This window comes from Candidatus Nucleicultrix amoebiphila FS5 (genome assembly GCF_002117145.1).
GTDB classification, from domain to species: Bacteria; Pseudomonadota; Alphaproteobacteria; order Caedimonadales; family Nucleicultricaceae; genus Nucleicultrix; species Nucleicultrix amoebiphila.
Window position 1 is genome coordinate 140,883 of record NZ_CP008743.1, and the last position, 18,123, is coordinate 159,005.

Sequence of the window (18,123 nt, forward strand, 5' to 3'; positions counted from 1 at the left end):
GAGGGATCAACCTATTTCTTTTTCCGGGCTTTGATGGCTTTTTGAGGGGTCGTTTTAGGCTTTGATTTCTTTTTCTTTGGCAGAATATCTGCTTCCTGAAATTTTTCTATGAGGGAGTCTAGAAAAGCAGAGGAGGGTTTAAATATAATTTCTCTCTGAGGAGAAGGAACGCGGATATTGTTTTTCTTAAACTTATCCCAAATAATTGTTAAAAGATCGTTGGTGATATTGCCTGTACCATTTGCAGGATCTTGAATCCAGATGCGTATCTCAAAGTCGATGGAGCTATCACTTAATGAAAGTAATTGGCAAGTTGGCGTTGGCGTTGTTAAAATTCGCGGATGGCCTTCAACAGCTTCAAGCATTAGCTTGCGAGCCAAGTGTAGATCGCTACTATAAGAAATATGTATAGGGATGTGGAGTCGTAAATTATTATCAGAGAAAGTCCAGTTTTCGACTCTTTCAGTGATAAGTAGTTCATTGGGAATTAAGTGTTCTTTACCATCTCGCGTAATTAAAGAGACATAACGAGAATTTAATTTTTTAACCCATCCATAGGTATTGCCAACGGCTATAACATCTCCAGGTTTAATAGACTTATCAAGAAGAATAATAAATCCACTAATGAGGTTAGAGAAAACCTTTTGCAAACTAAAGGCCACGCCTAACCCAATGGCACCGCTAAAGAAGGCAAGACTTCTTAAATCCAATCCAATGACTTGAAGACTGATAATCAAGGCAAAAGAAAATAACCCAATTTTAATGAGTTTTATGAACAAAACTTTTTGTGAAGGCGTTAAGTCAGACGATTTTTTAAATTTATTTTTAACGATAGTGGTAATGATCTTGATCAACCAAACGATAAAAATAAAATAAATGGTTACTTTAATCATTGTGAGTAAAGAAAGCTCATAAAGACCTATTTCGTAGAGTCCGATCTTAACGGAGATTTTCCCCATAAGATCGACTGTAGCATTAAATAACCCCAATATGTTTAAGGCGGTAATCATCATGATACTGATGGATATAAAACGTAGGGAAAAAGAATCTTCGAAAGGATAAGAGAATATACGAATGGCACACCATGCAGTGACAAGCTGAGCGCAAATCTCAATAATGTCATAATCAGCATAGTTTTCTTTCATAAAGATGAGCGCTCCCCAAAGCAAAACAAAGAGCGTCAGGAGAAAAGTACCCTCCTTGTAAACTTGATGACGACTGACTGTAAAATAAGGATATTTTTCGTGAAAAGCTTTTACGCGCTCTTTTAGCTTTTCGGAAAAGAATTGAGCAATGCCGCTTAAGACGATGACCACGGCAATTTGAATAAGGGCTGAATGCGTTAATACACGATTGATGACCCAGTCTTGAATGGCATTAATGTAATTCGTTAGTTCACCTAAGGTCAGCATCCCAGCACTTCTTATAATTTTTATTTTATTTATGATAACGAATCGAGACTATGAAATCTAGCCCCTTAGTTTTCGTAGATTTTAGATCAGAAAAAATTAAATTTGGGTGGCCTTGAAATCACCAAAACCACGCCTACATGTATTTCATCGTTCATATTAATTCGTTGGGAGAAAATTATGAAATACTCATTAAAATCAATTACGTTATCTATTCTGATGGCAACAACTGCTTTGTCATCTTCTCATGCTTCAAGAGATGATTTTGAGGTAGATGCTAGACCTTCAAAAGCGCGTTCTGTTGGTAAAGAGCTTCTCGTACAAGGTGCAGGTCTTTTATTCGTTGCTGGTACTGCTGCTACCGTTGCTTATTCTCAGCCTTACATTCGTGATACTTTGGATCAAGATGGTCTTCGTTACAATCTTGATGCACAAAATCATCTGGGTTTTGTTACTGCTTTAGCTCCTTTAGTGTCTGAAGTCGTATTTACATCTGGAAAAAACATTGTTTCAAATGGTTTTCGTCCTGCTAGCCTAGTGAATAGTTTGCTTGATTCAGCGATTGAAGTGGGTTGCATTGCAACTGCTTATACTTACATCATGGGACAAAAAGTTGTCAGCAGCACATTTGATATGTCTGGAGCAACATCTGAACAAGAATTGATGTTAGATCTCACAACAAGCGTTGCGATTGGTCATACTTTTGCCCAACCTGTTATTGCTATCAAAAATGGTATGTTCAAGGGAATTTCAAATTTTGCAAGCTGGTGTTTCTCTCCAAAAAAGACAGAACAAAAGACTGTAAGTTACGTAGCTCCAGAAGAGAATTTAGATGAAGATCTCGGTGAGAGCGATACTACTACTCCTATTGTAGATAGCAATCCAACTCTTGTAGATGGCCAGATTCTTGATATGGACCTTCAAGAAGAAGTTGATTCTTCAAAAGATTCTCTAAAAGATACTTCACCTCTTGTTATTACAGGTGATGAAGGAAGCTCATCAACACCAACATTTGTTTTAGAAGAAGTTGGTGAAGTAGATCTCCAAATTATGGGTGGAACTTTGAGCAAAAAAGGTTTTAGAGCAAGAGTAGATGCAAAAAAAAAGAAGCATCAAGTTGGTGAAGGTCCAATGATTGTTAAATCAGAAAGAGAATTTCTTGATGCTGTAGAACTACAAAAGAAGCGTAGTGAAAATCAGACGATTGATTTAGATCTCACGCGCAAAGCTGAATTGGTACAGTTAGGTCTTGTTAACTCTGATACAGATCTTATCCAATAAAAAAATAGGTTCTTAAAAATTAACTCCCAGCCCATTGAGATTTCGGTCTCAATGGGTTTTTTTTAAGAAGAACCCCTCTTTATTGCTAAAGAGGGGTTCTTAGAATCAACGATAAAAAAAGATTATTCGTCAGACTTTTTTGTCTTCTTTGTAGTCTTTTTCTTTGGCTTATCTTCTTCAGTATCTGCAGAAGCATCAGCTTCATCAGAACTTGATTTTTCAGCCTTTTTTGTTGCTTTTTTCTTTGCTTTAGGAGCTTCTTCCTCAGAAGCTTCTTCAGAAGCGTCAGCCGTCTTAGCTTTTTTAGCAGGCTTCTTTTCTTCCTTATCAGCTTTTGTCGTTTGCTTTTCTTTTACTTTCTCAAAGGCAGCACCCAAAATATCACCAAGGCTGGCACCGCTGTCAGCAGAACCATACGCAGCCATTGCTTCTTTTTCCTCTTGGATTTCTTGAGATTTAATCGACAAGCCAACTTTACGTGTTTTGGGCTCAATGGAGATGATTTTAGCATCAACTTTTTCACCAACAGCGTAACGATCAGGACGTTGTTCTGCACGGTCTTTTGAGAGATCAGTTTTACGAATAAAACCAGTCAGCTCTGCATTGATTTGAACTTCAATACCACTGTCCATAATTGCTTTTACTTCGCATGTAACAGTGTCACCTTTTTTCAAGCCAGTGATTGCTGATGAGAAAGGATCTTCGTTCAGTTGTCGAATACCCAAAGCAATTCTTTCTTTGTCTGGATCTACTTCAAGAACTTTAACCTTAACCACATCATCTTTTTTGAAGTTCTTAATTGCTTCCTCTCCAGGGATTTCCCAAGAAAGATCAGACATATGAACCATGCCATCTAAGTCATTGGTAATCGCAACGAAGAGACCAAATTCAGTAATGTTACGGATTTTACCTTCGAATACTGTGCCGACGGTGTATTTTTCAGCAACGGCTTTCCATGGGTTCTCCATACATTGCTTCATACCAAGAGCAATACGACGTTTCGTAGGATCGACTTCAAGAATCATCACTTCCACTTCTTGGCTTGTGGAAACGATTTTGCTTGGAGGTAAATTTTTCTTAACCCAGCTCATTTCAGAGACGTGGATCAACCCTTCAACGCCTGGCTCAAGTGCGACAAATGCACCGTAATCAGTGATTTTTGTGATGCGTCCTACGAGTTTTTCACCAACTTTGTATTTAGCTTCAACTTCTTTCCAAGGATCTTTTTCAAGTTGCTTCATACCAAGAGAAATACGTTTTGTTTCTTCATTGTATTCGATAACAACAACTTGGACAGTTTGGCCAACTTGCAAAACTTCGCTTGGATGGTTAATGCGTTCCCAACTAATGTCGGTAACGTGAAGTAGACCATCAGCACCACCCAAATCAACGAATGCACCGTATCCTGTAATATTTTTAACAATACCTTCGAGAACTTGACCTTTTTTAATTTTTGAAAGGAGTTCAGAGCGCGCTTCCGTTCTTGATTCTTCGAGGATAGCACGACGAGAAACAACGATATTACCGCGTAATGCGTCCATCTTTAAAATTATGAAAGGTTGTTCTATGTCAAACAGCGATCCCACATCTTTTATCGGACGAATATCCAATTGACTGCCGGGTAAGAAGGCAACTGCGCCTTTAAGATCAACAGTGAATCCACCTTTAACACGCCCAAAGATGACACCATTAACGCGTTCACCTTTCTGCCATGCTGTCTCAAGTTCTTTCCATGCAGCTTCTCTCTTAGCTTTTTCACGGCTAAGGACAATCAAACCATCCTTGTCTTCCATTTTTTCGACATAAACTTCAACCTTATCCCCTGATTTTAAGGGTTGTGGCGTTGAATGGCTGGCAAATTCACTTAAAGGAATGCGACCTTCAGATTTTAATCCCACATCAACGATGGCAAAGTTCTGATCGAGGGAAATAATCGTTCCTTGAACCACACTTCCAACGATATTTGTTGCTCCGAGAGATTCCTCTAGGAGTTTAGCAAAGTCTTCTTTCTCAAAATTTGGTGCTTTATTAGTAGTCATGTTAAAAGTTAATCCTTTCAAATATAAATCCCTTAAAGTAAAGCGTTTGATCAGCTAAGCTGGCGCTTTATAAGCTTTAAGAGTTTCATCAATGTGACCTATGGCCATCATCAATGTTTCATCTGGCGTAAGATGGGTAGAATCTAAGACATAAGCGTCAGTTGCAGGCTTTAACGGCGAGTCTTCACGTTTACTATCTCTTGCATCCCGTTCCATCATATCCTGAAGAACAGCGGTATATATACTCTTTATCCCTTTGGCCTGCAACTCTTTTAGTCGACGTTCGGCACGGGTCTCAATATCTGCCGTTACAAAAATTTTAATATCGGCTTCTGGACATACAATTGTTCCTATATCACGGCCATCGAGCACAGTTCCTTGAAAACCGTTACTTGGATTATGAGCAAACCCTCTTTGGAGATCTAATAAGGCGCGACGCACAGGGGGGTAAACGGAAATTTGCGAAGCTATATTTGCAATTTCATCGCTACGCAGTTGAGGGTTATTAAAATCTTCTAATTTTATGCTGTAAGAAGCTTGTTCCAAGCCAGCGACGTCATTTGGACTAATGTTTTCTTTGACGGCCTTAAAGGCTAGAGCACGGTAGATTAAACCGGTGTCCATATGTGAAAAATGATAATGTTTGGCAAGTGCAAGAGCTAAAGTTCCTTTTCCCGCACCTGAAGGACCATCAATAGCGATAATGACTTTTTTAGTAAGATGCATGAGATTTTATATAAATTTAGCCATTGTTAACGCTGTGTCAGTCATACGATTGGCAAAACCCCATTCGTTATCATACCAAGAAAGAACGCGACAAAACACGCCATCAATAACTTGTGTTTGCGTCAAATCAAAGGTTGAACTCAAGGGATTATGATTGAAATCAATGGATACTAACGGGGCATTGACCGTACCAAGAATACCTTTTAGAGGACCAGAGGCAGCATCTTTAATAGCGTTATTAATTTCATCAATACTCGTCGATTTTTTACTCGTAAATTTAAAATCGATTAAGGAAACATTCGGTGTTGGCACACGAATGGCAGTGCCATCTAACTTCCCCTTTAATTCAGGCATGACGAGGCCGACAGCTTTTGCCGCTCCCGTGGATGTTGGAATCATGGAAAGGGCTGAAGCACGTGCACGTCTCAGATCTTTATGGAGAGTATCCACTAATCGTTGATCTCCCGTATAAGCATGAATTGTTGTCATATACCCACGTTCAATCCCCAAAGCTCTATGGAGAACGCTTGCAACAGGAGCAAGGCAATTCGTTGTACATGAGGCGTTAGAAATGACTGAGTGATCTGCTGAAATTTTGTCATGATTGACACCATAGACGACTGTCAAATCAACGTTATCCGCAGGAGCTGAAATCAAGACACGTTTAGCGCCAGCCTCCAGATGCTTACTGGCTTTATCTTTCGATGTGAAATACCCTGAACATTCAAGGACAATATCAACCCCTAAATCTTTCCAGGGCAAAGATTCCGGCTGAGGAGAACTAAAAATTTTAATTGGACCGTACCCAATATCTATAGTGTCGTCACTGACTTTAACTTCATCTTTATAGGTTCCATGAATTGAATCATATTTAAAAAGGTGAGCATTGGCTTCTGCTGGTCCCAAATCATTAATAGCCACGACTTTGATATCTTTAGATTTATTTTCAGCAATCGCTCTTAAAACTAAACGTCCGATACGGCCAAAGCCATTGATTGCCACTTTTACGGTCATGTTTTGCCTCTCTTTAATCAAGCCGAAATTGAATGAATTTTATGTGCGATTTGTGCTGAAATTTTCTCTGCCGTCAAGCCAAAATGATTGTAAAGTTCTTCGTAGGGCGCAGAGGCGCCAAAGGATTGGATTCCAAAGATTAACCCTTCTTGACCAACATAGCGTTCCCACCCTATAGAGCTGCCAGCTTCAATTGCGACTTTAAGAATGTCTTGAGGGAAAAGCGCATCTTTGTATTGTTTTGGCTGCAAATCAAATAAATAGGTAGAAGGCATCGAAACAACTTTAGTCCCAATGTTTTTCTCTTCTAAAATTTGAGTGGTCTCCATAGCGATTGAAACTTCGGAACCTGTCGCGATAAGAACGACTTTTAATGGGATGCCCTTAGTCTCATAAATAATGTAAGCACCTTTTAGGCAACGATTTTGGCTCTCGGGATACTTTCGAAGCGTTGGTACCTTTTGTCTCGTTAAGGCCAAGAGACTAGGATTTTTTGTGGATGTGAGGGCGATCTCCCAACACTCAGCGACTTCTACAGCATCTGCGGGTCTCATCACGTTCAGATGAGGAATAAGCCTGAGGCTTTGCAAATGCTCGATTGGCTGATGAGTAGGGCCATCTTCACCTAAACCAATAGAATCATGAGTCATTACTAAAATGATCGGAAGTTCCATGAGCGCCGCGAGACGTATCGCTGGACGACAATAGTCACTGAAAGTCAGAAAAGTGCCACCATAAGGAAGAAATTCTCCGTGTAGCTTGATACCATTCATAATAGCTACCATCGCATGTTCACGGATGCCGTAGTGGATATAGGAACCTTTAAAATTATCTTTGGTAATAACGTCTTGTGCTTTAGCTTTCGTAAGATTGGATCCAGTAAGATCTGCAGATCCTCCAATGAGAGTTGGCACTTTGTCCAAAATTTGGTCTAAAACCTGTCCTGAACTTTGACGCGTTGCGAGAGCTGGAGCGTCCTTATAGTATTGCATTTTGAGTTCATTGAGGGCGTTTTGCCAATGAACTTCTGCTTTTTGAATATGATTTTTTGATTTATCAACAGTTTTAAACTTTTCACCGACAGATCTCCACAATTTTAAGACATCTTCAGGTATTTCAAAAGGTCCATGAGGCCAATTGAGAAAATCTTTTGCTTTCTGTATTTCAGCAGCCCCCAAAGGTGAGCCATGGGCAGCAGCGGTACCACTCTTTGTGGGAGCGCCATACCCGATTGTTGTTCTGCAGGCAATGAGTGAAGGTTGAGTGGATTCTTGAGCTTTAATAATAGCTTCATAGATTTCGGCATAATTGTGACCATTAATAGATTGCACATGCCAGTGGGACGCTTCAAATCGCATTAAATGATTTGTGCTTGTCGTTAAGGATGTATCTCCATCAATAGAAATATGGTTGTCATCAAAAAAAACGATTAATTTTCCAAGTTGCATATGACCTGCAAAGGAAAGCGCTTCTTCAGAAATCCCTTCCATTAAACAACCATCACCGGCAATGACATAAGTGTGATGATCAATCAGGTTATCCCCGAGACGTGCATTTAAAAGACGTTCGGCAAGAGCCAATCCAACGGCATTGGCAAATCCTTGTCCTAAAGGTCCTGTCGTAGTTTCAATACCCAGGCGATGGTTTTTTTCAGGGTGACCGGCTGTATGACTGCCTAATTGACGAAATCGTTTAATTTCGTCAAGCGTCATGTCATCGTAGCCGGTTAAATAATTAAGCGCATACAACAGCATTGAGCCATGACCTGCTGAAAGTACAAAACGATCACGATTTGTCCACTCAGGAGTTTTGGGATCAAATTTTAAAAAATAACGGTAGAGAACGGTAGCTACATCTGCCATGCCCATAGGCATCCCGGGATGGCCTGATTGTGCTTTTTCCACAGCATCCATGGCAAGGGCGCGAATGGCATTGGCCATCATTCTGAGCTCTTGCTCAACATCTTGACTGTTAAAGTTTGGCTTTGATTGTTTTCCACTTTGCATGGGAAGAATTGTTATCATTCTTTTTAAGAACCGTCAGCATCAATATTTTTATGGACAGTAAATTGTGTCTATGCTTACTTCAATACTGGTTATAATTATAAAATTAGGGAGTAAGGAATGTCCTCAAAAAAATTAATTATTTCTGTTTTGGCATTAACGGTTAGTACGAGCCTAAGTGCTACTCCAACTGTAAAAGAACCGACTGAGTGTCCAAATCTAAATTTTGATCAACAGAAAACTGCAGTGAGCCTGGTGGGCGAAGCAAAAAATACTTTTAACGATGCTGAAGGTAATAAGTGGAAAGTGACAATGGAACAGGCTGAAACTACATTATATTCTGACAAAAATGAGCCAGGATATAAAGTATGGGAGAAAATGTTCGGGAGTAGTGGAATTAAAGGTTCCGATATTAATGTGTCAGGCATTGCAAATTTTAATAGAATAACGTCATCCCCGAACGAAAATGCTTGTAAGTATTCTTTGTCTTATGAACTTACGGATGCTGCGTATGCTGCTCATTTGAATGGCGCTGATTCCATTAGCAAAGATCATACAGACCAATGGAAAGGTCAAATGCACACAGGTACTTTAATTTTAACCTATAAAGCCCCTAAGGATAAATCAGCTACTTCTTCTAAAGCAGAAGAAGTTAAATAGAGGCTAAGAGTTTAGGGATTTGTAAGGGGATATCTTCAGCAAGCAAGCCCACGCCAATACTGTGGGCACACTGATTGAGAATCCAGTTGGCCATCGCTGCTGCTTCTAAAGGTTTAAGTCCTTGGACTAAGAGACCAAGGATCAAGCCGGACAAAATATCTCCAGTCCCACCTGTAGCAAGCCAAGGAACGCCTTGACTCTCAATGATTACTGGCCCGTATGCTGTTGCAATCACTGTGTCTGCGCCTTTCAATAATATTGTACATTGAGCTGTTTTAGCAGCTTCAGAAGTTCTTTGAATTTTGTTGCCGGATATTGAAAAAAGCCTTTTAAATTCGCCTTCATGAGGCGTTAAAACAACATTTTCATGTAACTCTCTAAGTAATTCATCCGGGTTTTCTGCAAAAGCTGTGAGGGCGCCAGCATCAAGAACTGTTGGCATTTTCAGTTTAAGAATTTTGTGTACAAGTGTGCGTGTATCCTGTGTTGGTGGACTGCCTGGACCTATCAACACACCTTTGAGATTTGTTATTGAGTTGAGTTTTTCACTAAAAATGCTGACGTCCTCATAAGTTTGTGTCAAATGCCCCAAAGAAGCGAGGCTGTAGATAATTTGGGCTTCTGGAGGACAAAGGAGAGTAATTAGACCGGCACCAACACGTCTAGCCGCTAACATGCTTAGACGCGCAGCTCCAGTTAAGTGAGCTCCCCCAACAATCACGCCATGCCCCCGGGTATATTTGTTGTCCGTTAAGTTTGGTTTGTGATAATGCTTTTTCCATAATTCAGGGGCATTAACAAAAAGAGTAGGGGTAGGAAATGGACGGAGCCCTATATCTTTTACTATAGTTGTACCGCTATGAATCTTACCGGGTAACAAAAGGTGACAGGGTTTTAGTGTTTGTAAAGCGATTGTATAGTGAGCTTTAATAGCATATCCCAATTCTTCTCCCGAATCTGAGTGGATGCCACTCGGAATATCAATCGCCAGAATAGGGATCCCCGATTGATTGGCTTTCTGAACTACAGTTTTGTAGGGATCATCGATATGTTTACTTAATCCAATACCAAAAAGACCATCAATGATGAGAGCAAAGTCTTTAAAGTGGATATCTTGGTAATCTATAAGTGTGCCTTTCCATTGACTTCTTGCCTTAAACGCAGCTCCTTCTTTGGAAGGAATCGTTTTTGAACAAGCGACAATGACAGGCCAACCTTTTTCCTCTAGTTTTCGCGCGACAACAAAACCGTCACCACCATTATTTCCAGGACCAGCTAAAACAATAACTGAGCAAGATTTAAAAAGTCTTAGAACTTCCTGTGCAATTACTTCTCCAGCAGTCTCCATAAGGTGCTCTATACTTTGACCTTCAGCAACTGCTGCACTTTCTATGTGGCGCATTTGCTCAGCCAGGAGAACTTCAAACATAAAAGCCTCAATTTTTCTTGTGTTGATAACTTTATAAAACTATATAGCGCATTTGTTAATAATTTACTCAGTTTTTACATAGCATTATGTATAGGGTACAACTAAACAGGTGGGAGGACATTATGAAAACTAAATTCCTTTTTATTCTTGTGTTGAATTTTCTTACGGTAACTCATTTGAACGCTAGCGCAGAAGAATTCATTGAAATGCAGCAAATTAAAGCACCTTCGTTAAGGAGTTTAGTAACACCTAAGCAACTACCTGTTTTAAATGTTATAAAATCTCCTCGAATAATTCCTGTCCTTAAAGGAGAGTTAGATAGGTTAGACAGTTCTCTGCGGAGTGATGAAGTGCTCAAAAGTCTTCCTTATCATCGTTCTTTTAATCGATCATATTTTGTGATTGATGGTGATTTCAATACTGACGTTACTGTTTTTAAAGATTCCATGTACGTTGTTTCTAGCTCGGTAACTGCTAAATCAACAAATGATAATTTTCTGCAGCAAGGATTTGAGATTCGTAATCAAAGCAATGTCATAAAATTTTCCTTTATTATGGCGGCAGTTCCAGTTGATGAAGAGAATTTGATATCAATAAGATCATTTTTGAGCTCTGATGAAGAATCTAACGAGGTCATTTTAAAAGCGCTTTTTCCAGGACAACCAGAGCTAAAGGTTAAACTGTGTAAACATAAAGAAATTATTCCAGAAGAAATACCAATAGCTTTACAACAAAAAACTCTGCCGAAAGTTTTTCTCAGTGAAATTGCAAAAACGGAAGATAGCTCTTGTTTAATATTAGGTTTTTCTCTTCTTTTGTTGGACGAAGATGATGACGACAAAGGAGGTTTTTTTAAAAATTTTAATCTTCTTGTTGAGATAGTGAAATAATGAAAAAGTTTATAGTTGCGAATTGGAAAATGATCCCTTTAAGGGCTGAAGCCAAAGCTCTTGTAGAACAACTAACTTCCAAAGTTTTGGCTGCAACAAACCTGCCCCAGATTGTGATTTGTCCACCTTATCCTTATTTAACCTTTGTTCAAGAAATGTTTTCTGGAGCCCCCATCGCTTTAGGGGCTCAAGATTGCTCATCTCATGAAGAAGGGGCTTTTACAGGGGAAGTGAGTGTGACTATGTTAAAAGAGTGTGGGTGTCAGTATGTGATTATTGGACATTCTGAACGTCGACACTATCATCAAGAATCTGAAGAAATTTTGAGGCAAAAAGTAGAACAAGCTTTAAAACAAGACCTCACAGTTATTTTCTGTGTTGGAGAAAGTAAGCTCCAACGGGAAAATGAGGAGACTTATGCGGTGATTAAGCGGCAGCTCGAAGCTTTGCCAGAAAAAATTAGCCATGCGCCCCTTGTGATCGCTTATGAACCAGTATGGGCTATCGGTACAGGCCTTACAGCAAGCTTTGATGATATTAAAAATGCTCATGATTTTATTAAGGGATGTATGAAGAAAATAGGGCAAGAAACTCCTGTTCTGTATGGTGGTTCAGTTACGGGTGAGAATGCACAGGAGATTCTTTCTCTTGATAACGTTGATGGTGTGTTAGTTGGACGGGCGAGCTTAAATATGGAAAGTTTTTGGAAGATTTGTGTTGCTTAGATTACTGAACTCTTTAAAAATATTTTTGAAAGATGCTAGCATTTTTCAATTTATATGCTTAGAATGCCGCCAGGATACACAATAAACGGTTTGCGAACACAATGACGACAGCATTTTTGGTGATTCATATAATTATAACCTGTGCCCTTGTAGGTGCTATTTTGATTCAACGTAGCGAGGGTGGCGGACTTGGAATGGGCAGTGGAAACATGGGTGGTCTGATGACGACGCGTGGCACAGCCAACCTTTTGACACGAACAACAGCGGTTTTAGCGGGCTTATTCTTTACGACAACCATATTGTTGGCTTTGCTTTTTAAGGGCGGTCACGCACCGAAATCTATTCTAGAAACAACGACACCGACACAACAGCAAGCGCCAGCTATGCCTGTTACACCTAATGTACCAGCTGCTCCACAAAAAACAGCGGAGCCTGCTAAACCAGAAACCACTCCTCAAAAGAGTGAAGTTCTGCCGAAAGCAGAAACAAATAAGGCTACTAAAGCACCTGCAAAGGAAGCGACAACAGATAAACCAAAGAAGTAAATAAAGGCGATGACGCAATATATATTTGTGACCGGTGGCGTTCTTTCATCCTTAGGTAAAGGTCTCGCTTCCGCTTCACTTGCAGCGCTTTTACAGGCTCGTGGTTATAAAGTACGTCTGCGCAAGTTTGATCCTTATTTGAACGTTGATCCAGGAACTATGAGTCCTTACCAACATGGTGAAGTATATGTCACAGATGATGGTGCAGAGACTGACTTAGATTTAGGTCATTATGAACGTTTTACGGGAATCTCTTGTAGACGTAGTGACTCAGTCACTACTGGACAGGTCTATTCTAGTGTGATTGCTAAAGAACGTCATGGCGACTATCTGGGGGCTACTGTTCAGGTGATCCCTCATATTACCGATGAAATCAAACAACGCATTGTTGCGGATGTTGAGGAAGATATAGATTTTTTGATCTGTGAGGCGGGTGGAACGGTTGGGGATATTGAAGGTCAGCCTTATCTTGAAGCGTTTCGCCAATTTGCGATTGATGTAGGACGCAAAAATGTTTTGTTTATACACCTTACACTCGTGCCATACATTGCTAGTGCTGCGGAATTAAAAACCAAACCTTCTCAACACTCAGTTAAAGAACTTTTAAGTTTAGGAATCCAGCCTGACATTTTATTATGCCGTTGTGATCGTCCTATACCGGCGAGTGCTAAACATAAATTAGCTTTATTCTGTAACATAAAACCAGAATGTGTGATTGAAGCCCTTGACGTTGAAACTATTTATGAAGTGCCTTTGAGTTATTCTTTGGCTGGATTAGACTCAGAAGTGACTAAGTATTTTGGTCTTGAATCAACAAAACCAGTCAACCTGAAGATTTGGCAAGATATTGTGACGAATTGCAAATATCCAAAAGGTGAAGTTCGCATTGCAGTTGTTGGAAAATACGTTGAATGTAAGGATGCTTATAAATCTTTGATCGAAGCGCTTACGCATGCGTGTATATCATATAATTATAAGCTGCGAATTGATTGGATATCGGCCGATACTTTAGAAATAAGTGATGGAAATCGCACAGTCGCTGTTGATGATTCAATACTTTATGAGCATTTAAGAGATGCACAAGGAGTTCTTGTGCCTGGTGGTTATGGAGAACGCGGAACCGTTGGAAAGATTGCAGCCATTACTTATGCTCGTGAAAATGATATTCCGTTCTTTGGTATTTGTTTAGGAATGCAGTTAGCCGTTATTGAGATAGCGCGTAATTTGGCAGGTCTGCAGGAGGCTAACTCATCTGAATTTTCTCCTTCAACGCCTCATCCTGTGGTGGGGCTTTTGGAAGAGTGGGAAGAGCAAGGAGAAAAGCAAACGCGCTCTCAAGAGAGTGACCTTGGAGGAACTATGCGTCTTGGTGTTCAAGAATGCAAGCTTTCACCCGGTAGTTTAGTCCATAAAATTTATAATCAAGATGTGATCAGAGAACGTCATCGTCATCGTTATGAAGTGAACATTGCTTATAAAGACAAGATGGAAGCTGTTGGTTTGAAAATCACAGGAATTTCTCCTGATGGAAAATTACCAGAAATGGTTGAATTGGTAGGGCATCCATGGTTTGTTGCGATGCAATTTCATCCTGAGTTTAAATCACAACCTATGACACCTCATCCTGTTTTTAAAGCTTTCATTAAAGCGGCTCTTGAGAGAGCAGATGTTTTGAAAAAAGGAAAAGTGGCATGACACAACATATTGTTAAAGTTGGTGGTAACGACGTAAAAGAAATTATTTTTGGGAATAACGAGCCGTTAGCTATTATGGCTGGCCCTTGTGTCTTGGAAAGCCGTGAACATGCCCTTGAGATGTCGAGTGCTATTAAAGAAATCTCTGAGAAACTTGGTATCAACATCGTTTACAAAACTTCATTTGATAAAGCAAATCGCACCAGCGATTCGAGTCCCCGTGGTGTAGGCCTTGATAAAGGGTTAGAGATTCTTGCTGAAGTTCGCCAAAAAACAGGACTTCCAGTTGTAACTGATGTGCATACTGAAGAACAATGCATAGAAGCAGGAAACGTTGTTGATTTATTGCAAATCCCAGCTTTTTTATGCCGTCAGACTGATTTGTTGGTAGCGGCTGCCAAAACGGGTAAGCCATTGCACGTCAAGAAAGGACAATTTTTAGCGCCTTGGGATATGAAAAACGTCGTTAAAAAAATAGCGGGTGCTGGAAACAATAACATTCTGATTTGTGAGCGTGGGGTTTCATTTGGTTATAATACCCTCGTCAATGATATGCGTGCATTTCCTATTCTTAAGGAAATGAGTTATCCAGTAATTTTTGATGCAACCCATTCTGTTCAGCAGCCTGGAGGGGCAGGTAATAAAACTTCGGGTGAAAGAAAATATGTGTCTGTCTTATCAAAGGCAGCTGTTGCTACTGGCATTGCTGGTGTGTTCTTAGAAACTCATGAAAATCCAGATCAAGCTCCAAGCGATGGGCCTAATATGGTGAAACTTAAAGATTTAGCAGGGTTACTTGAAATTCTTATGGAATTTGATCGTTTGGCTAAGTCTCCACGTGCTCTTGCTGCAAACACATAACCATAGGAAAAAACATGGGAGCCATTATCGATATTTTTGCACGAGATATTTTGGATTCTCGTGGCAATCCAACAGTTGAAGTGGATGTCATTTTAGAAAGTGGTGCTAAGGGAAGAGCAGCAGTTCCTTCTGGTGCTTCTACTGGAAAATATGAAGCTGTTGAGTTGCGAGACGATGATGACGCCTTTCATGGTAAAGGTGTTTTGAAAGCCGTTGAGGCAGTGAATGGTGAGATTTTTGAAGCTCTTTCTGGGCGAGATTCCCACGATCAAGCAGCGCTCGATGAACTCATGGTAACTTTAGATGGAACGCCCAACAAAAGTCGTTTAGGGGCCAATGCGATTTTAGGTGTTAGTCTTGCCCTTGCACGTGCATCTGCGGAAGATCAAGGATTGCCTCTTTATCGATTTTTGGGGGGCCTCAAGGGTAATTTGATGCCTATGCCGCTCATGAATATAATGAACGGTGGCGTACATGGAGATAATGGCATTGATTTTCAAGAATTTATGATTGTCCCTGTTGGCGCCCAATCTTTCTATCAAGCGGTACAAATGGGCGCGGAAATTTTTCAAGCTTTAAAATCTATATTGAAGCAAAAGGGATTGAGCACCAATGTGGGAGATGAAGGGGGATTTGCACCTCCAATTGATCAAACACGGCTAGCCTTGGATCTCATTTTAAACGCTGTTGATGAAGCGGGTTATAATATTGGAGAAGGCGTTAGCCTGGCTTTGGATGTGGCTGCTTCTGAATTCTATCAAGATGGTAAATATCATCTTAAAGGTGAGAAAAAAACGTTTTCTAGCTTAGAGCTCGTCAAATATTATGAGCAATTAGTAAAAGATTACCCCATTATTTCCATCGAAGATGGAATGGATCAAGATGACATGAAGGGATGGCAATCCATGACGCAATCTCTTGGACAAAAGATTCAGATCGTTGGTGATGATTTATACGTAACGAATGTTGAGCGTCTACAGAAAGGTATTGAAGAAGGATTATCAAACGCTATCCTTATTAAACCAAATCAAATTGGTACATTGACCGAAACTTTCGATACGCTTGATTTAGCTACTTTTGGACATTTTAGTTCTATTATTTCCCATCGTTCAGGTGAGACAGAAGACACATTTATTGCTGATCTTGCAGTTGCTGCCGGCTGTGGTCAAATCAAAACAGGATCACTTTCACGAACGGATCGTGTTGCAAAATATAACCAGCTGATGCGCATTGAAGAAGAGCTGGGCAGGGATGCACGCTTTTTAAATCCATTCCCTCGTTGATATGAAAATCATTACTATTTTAATAAAAAATAATGCAAAATTTTCTCAAATTATGATATTTTGTCCACACTGGTTAACAAAATAACAATTTGGGTCAATGCTTCTTCGTGAATTTAGACGACGTTTTTATCGCTTTTCTATTCCAAGCATTTTGATCTGCTTGATGTTCTATTTCGCCTACCATATTGTGCAAGGAGATCGCGGCCTTTTATCATGGGTGCGTTTGCAACAAAAATTAAAAGATTCTAAGGTACAGCTTTTAGCATTACGAGATGAACATGATCATCTGGAAAATAAGGTACGTTTGTTGCGACCAGAAAGTCTGTGTTTAGATCTTTTAAGTGAGCAAGCTAAAATGGTTTTAGGATACATGGATCGCAAGGAGGTGATGGTCTTGCGAAAAACAAGCGAAATCAAAGAGATTCAGAAGTAATATTTTTGTTTACCATCATTCTTACATCGTGTATATATGCACGCCATCAACATAGATGTGTAATGTAATGTTGATGAAGGGCGATTAGCTCAGCGGAAGAGCATCTCGTTTACACCGAGAGGGTCGGGGGTTCAAATCCCTCATCGCCCACCACTCATAAAGAGGGGGTGTAGCTCAGTTGGTTAGAGCGCCGGCCTGTCACGCCGGAGGTCGCGGGTTCAAGTCCCGTCACTCCCGCCACTATTTTTAAACTTCAAATCATTTCATAAGCACGATTGGCAAAAAGGGTATCAGCTGATAGAATTATAAAAATTCTTTAGGGAGATATCCATGAAACTAAAGCTTGAAAACCTAAGTAATATTAGTGGCGGTATTTTTATAGGCATTGGTATTATCATTGCCAGTTCTGTTTTAATGCAGGGATTTAAAGACGTTAAAAACGCTAATAAAACCATCGAGGTTAAGGGATCAGCTGAAGCTAAAATTATTTCTGATTTTGCAACTTGGGGCGGATATTTTTCGGTGCGCGATGCGAACATGACGGATGCTTATAAAAAGTTGGAAGAGAGCAAACAAAAAGTTATGAGCTTTTTGGTGAAGCAGGGCATTGCTGAGGATAAGATTATTTTTGATCCAGCACGCGTGGATGCTCAATACAAAAGAGATGTGAATGGTGTTAACACCAACGAAATTGAAATGTATGAAGCAGTGATTGATTTTAAAGTGCAGCTTCAAGATACAACACTTATTGATAAAGTCGCTAAGCAATCTACGGACCTTATCCATCAAGGAGTTAAATTTACATCTAATAAACCAAGTTTTATCTATACAAAAATTGATGAGGTGAAAATTAGTCTTCTTGCTGATGCAGCAAAGGATGCAAAAGTGCGCGCAGAGCAATTGGCCAAAACTGGGGGTGGAAAACTTGGTTCTTTAAAATCCATTCGTCAGGGAGTTTTTCAAATCACTCCAGAATTTTCCAATGAAGTTTCTGATTACGGTTATTATGATACAACGACAGTTAATAAGAGTGTTAAGGCCGTTATTACATCGCAATATGCGCTTGGAGATTAAAGACAGTGCTGTCTATCCATCCTTTTTATTATTTAATTGCCAGCCTGATTTTTGCAT

General features: G+C 39.9%; 16 protein-coding genes and 2 tRNA genes. 12 read left to right on the forward strand and 6 right to left on the reverse strand.

Translation table 11 applies throughout. The annotated features are described in order from the left end of the window. Nucleotides 1–11 precede the first annotated feature (11 nt). Entirely contained in the window at nt 12–1,412 is a 1,401-nt protein-coding gene (locus GQ61_RS00655) for a mechanosensitive ion channel family protein (RefSeq protein WP_085783458.1), read from the reverse strand. A 177-nt stretch (nt 1,413–1,589) separates the two neighbouring features. Between GQ61_RS00655 and GQ61_RS00660 the strand changes: the two genes are divergently transcribed. Further along, entirely contained in the window at nt 1,590–2,690 is a 1,101-nt protein-coding gene (locus tag GQ61_RS00660; RefSeq protein ID WP_085783459.1) for a hypothetical protein, read from the forward strand. Nucleotides 2,691–2,812: 122 nt separating this feature from the next. Here GQ61_RS00660 and rpsA read toward each other — a convergent pair whose 3' ends face one another. Genes rpsA through tkt form a run of 4 tightly spaced genes read right to left on the reverse strand, consistent with a single transcriptional unit; the run spans nt 2,813 to nt 8,493 of the window. Further along, nucleotides 2,813–4,729, reverse strand: coding sequence for a 30S ribosomal protein S1 (gene rpsA, locus GQ61_RS00665; RefSeq protein ID WP_085783460.1), 1,917 nt, complete (start codon nt 4,727–4,729; stop codon nt 2,813–2,815). Between the two features lie 54 nt (nt 4,730–4,783). Further along, the gene (gene cmk / locus GQ61_RS00670; RefSeq protein ID WP_085783461.1) at nt 4,784–5,455 is read right to left on the reverse strand and encodes a (d)CMP kinase; all 672 of its coding nucleotides are present in this window, start codon (nt 5,453–5,455) and stop codon (nt 4,784–4,786) included. A 6-nt stretch (nt 5,456–5,461) separates the two neighbouring features. Further along, nucleotides 5,462–6,469, reverse strand: coding sequence for a type I glyceraldehyde-3-phosphate dehydrogenase (gene gap, locus GQ61_RS00675; protein WP_085783462.1), 1,008 nt, complete (start codon nt 6,467–6,469; stop codon nt 5,462–5,464). Nucleotides 6,470–6,486: 17 nt separating this feature from the next. Beyond that, nucleotides 6,487–8,493, reverse strand: coding sequence for a transketolase (tkt, locus tag GQ61_RS00680; RefSeq protein ID WP_232317322.1), 2,007 nt, complete (start codon nt 8,491–8,493; stop codon nt 6,487–6,489). A gap of 99 nt (nt 8,494–8,592) precedes the next feature. Here tkt and GQ61_RS00685 point away from each other — a divergent pair, with 99 nt between their 5' ends. Further along, a complete protein-coding gene (locus GQ61_RS00685; protein ID WP_085783463.1) occupies nt 8,593–9,132 on the forward strand; it encodes a hypothetical protein in 540 nt (179 codons plus the stop codon). Here GQ61_RS00685 and GQ61_RS00690 read toward each other — a convergent pair. Next, on the reverse strand, nt 9,125–10,561 hold the full coding sequence (locus GQ61_RS00690; protein ID WP_085783464.1) for an NAD(P)H-hydrate dehydratase: 1,437 nt from the start codon (nt 10,559–10,561) through the stop codon (nt 9,125–9,127). The genes GQ61_RS00685 and GQ61_RS00690 overlap by 8 nt on opposite strands. A 206-nt stretch (nt 10,562–10,767) precedes the next feature. On the opposite strand from GQ61_RS00690, the gene GQ61_RS00695 reads away from it, so the two are divergent. The 10 genes from GQ61_RS00695 (at nt 10,768) to GQ61_RS00740 (ending at nt 18,066) form a co-directional block, all read left to right on the forward strand. After that, a complete protein-coding gene (locus tag GQ61_RS00695; protein WP_157111092.1) occupies nt 10,768–11,451 on the forward strand; it encodes a hypothetical protein in 684 nt (227 codons plus the stop codon). Then, complete coding sequence (gene tpiA, locus GQ61_RS00700) at nt 11,451–12,176, forward strand: triose-phosphate isomerase (RefSeq protein ID WP_085783466.1); 726 nt, start codon at nt 11,451–11,453, stop codon at nt 12,174–12,176. The genes GQ61_RS00695 and tpiA overlap by 1 nt, the downstream gene beginning before the upstream one ends. A gap of 101 nt (nt 12,177–12,277) precedes the next feature. Continuing rightward, the gene (gene secG / locus GQ61_RS00705; RefSeq protein ID WP_085783467.1) at nt 12,278–12,721 is read left to right on the forward strand and encodes a preprotein translocase subunit SecG; all 444 of its coding nucleotides are present in this window, start codon (nt 12,278–12,280) and stop codon (nt 12,719–12,721) included. Nucleotides 12,722–12,730: 9 nt separating this feature from the next. Next, entirely contained in the window at nt 12,731–14,416 is a 1,686-nt protein-coding gene (pyrG, locus tag GQ61_RS00710) for a CTP synthase (protein ID WP_085783468.1), read from the forward strand. Beyond that, nucleotides 14,413–15,276, forward strand: coding sequence for a 3-deoxy-8-phosphooctulonate synthase (gene kdsA, locus GQ61_RS00715; RefSeq protein ID WP_085783469.1), 864 nt, complete (start codon nt 14,413–14,415; stop codon nt 15,274–15,276). The genes pyrG and kdsA overlap by 4 nt, the downstream gene beginning before the upstream one ends. Nucleotides 15,277–15,290: 14 nt before the next feature. Then, the gene (eno, locus tag GQ61_RS00720) at nt 15,291–16,559 is read left to right on the forward strand and encodes a phosphopyruvate hydratase (RefSeq protein ID WP_085783470.1); all 1,269 of its coding nucleotides are present in this window, start codon (nt 15,291–15,293) and stop codon (nt 16,557–16,559) included. Nucleotides 16,560–16,656: 97 nt separating this feature from the next. Beyond that, nucleotides 16,657–16,992, forward strand: coding sequence for an FtsB family cell division protein (locus tag GQ61_RS00725; protein ID WP_085783471.1), 336 nt, complete (start codon nt 16,657–16,659; stop codon nt 16,990–16,992). Between the two features lie 78 nt (nt 16,993–17,070). Continuing rightward, nucleotides 17,071–17,145 (forward strand) — tRNA-Val (locus tag GQ61_RS00730). Between the two features lie 10 nt (nt 17,146–17,155). Next, nucleotides 17,156–17,232: transfer RNA gene (locus GQ61_RS00735), tRNA-Asp, on the forward strand. A gap of 90 nt (nt 17,233–17,322) precedes the next feature. After that, nucleotides 17,323–18,066, forward strand: coding sequence for an SIMPL domain-containing protein (locus tag GQ61_RS00740; RefSeq protein ID WP_085783472.1), 744 nt, complete (start codon nt 17,323–17,325; stop codon nt 18,064–18,066). Nucleotides 18,067–18,123 lie beyond the last annotated feature (57 nt).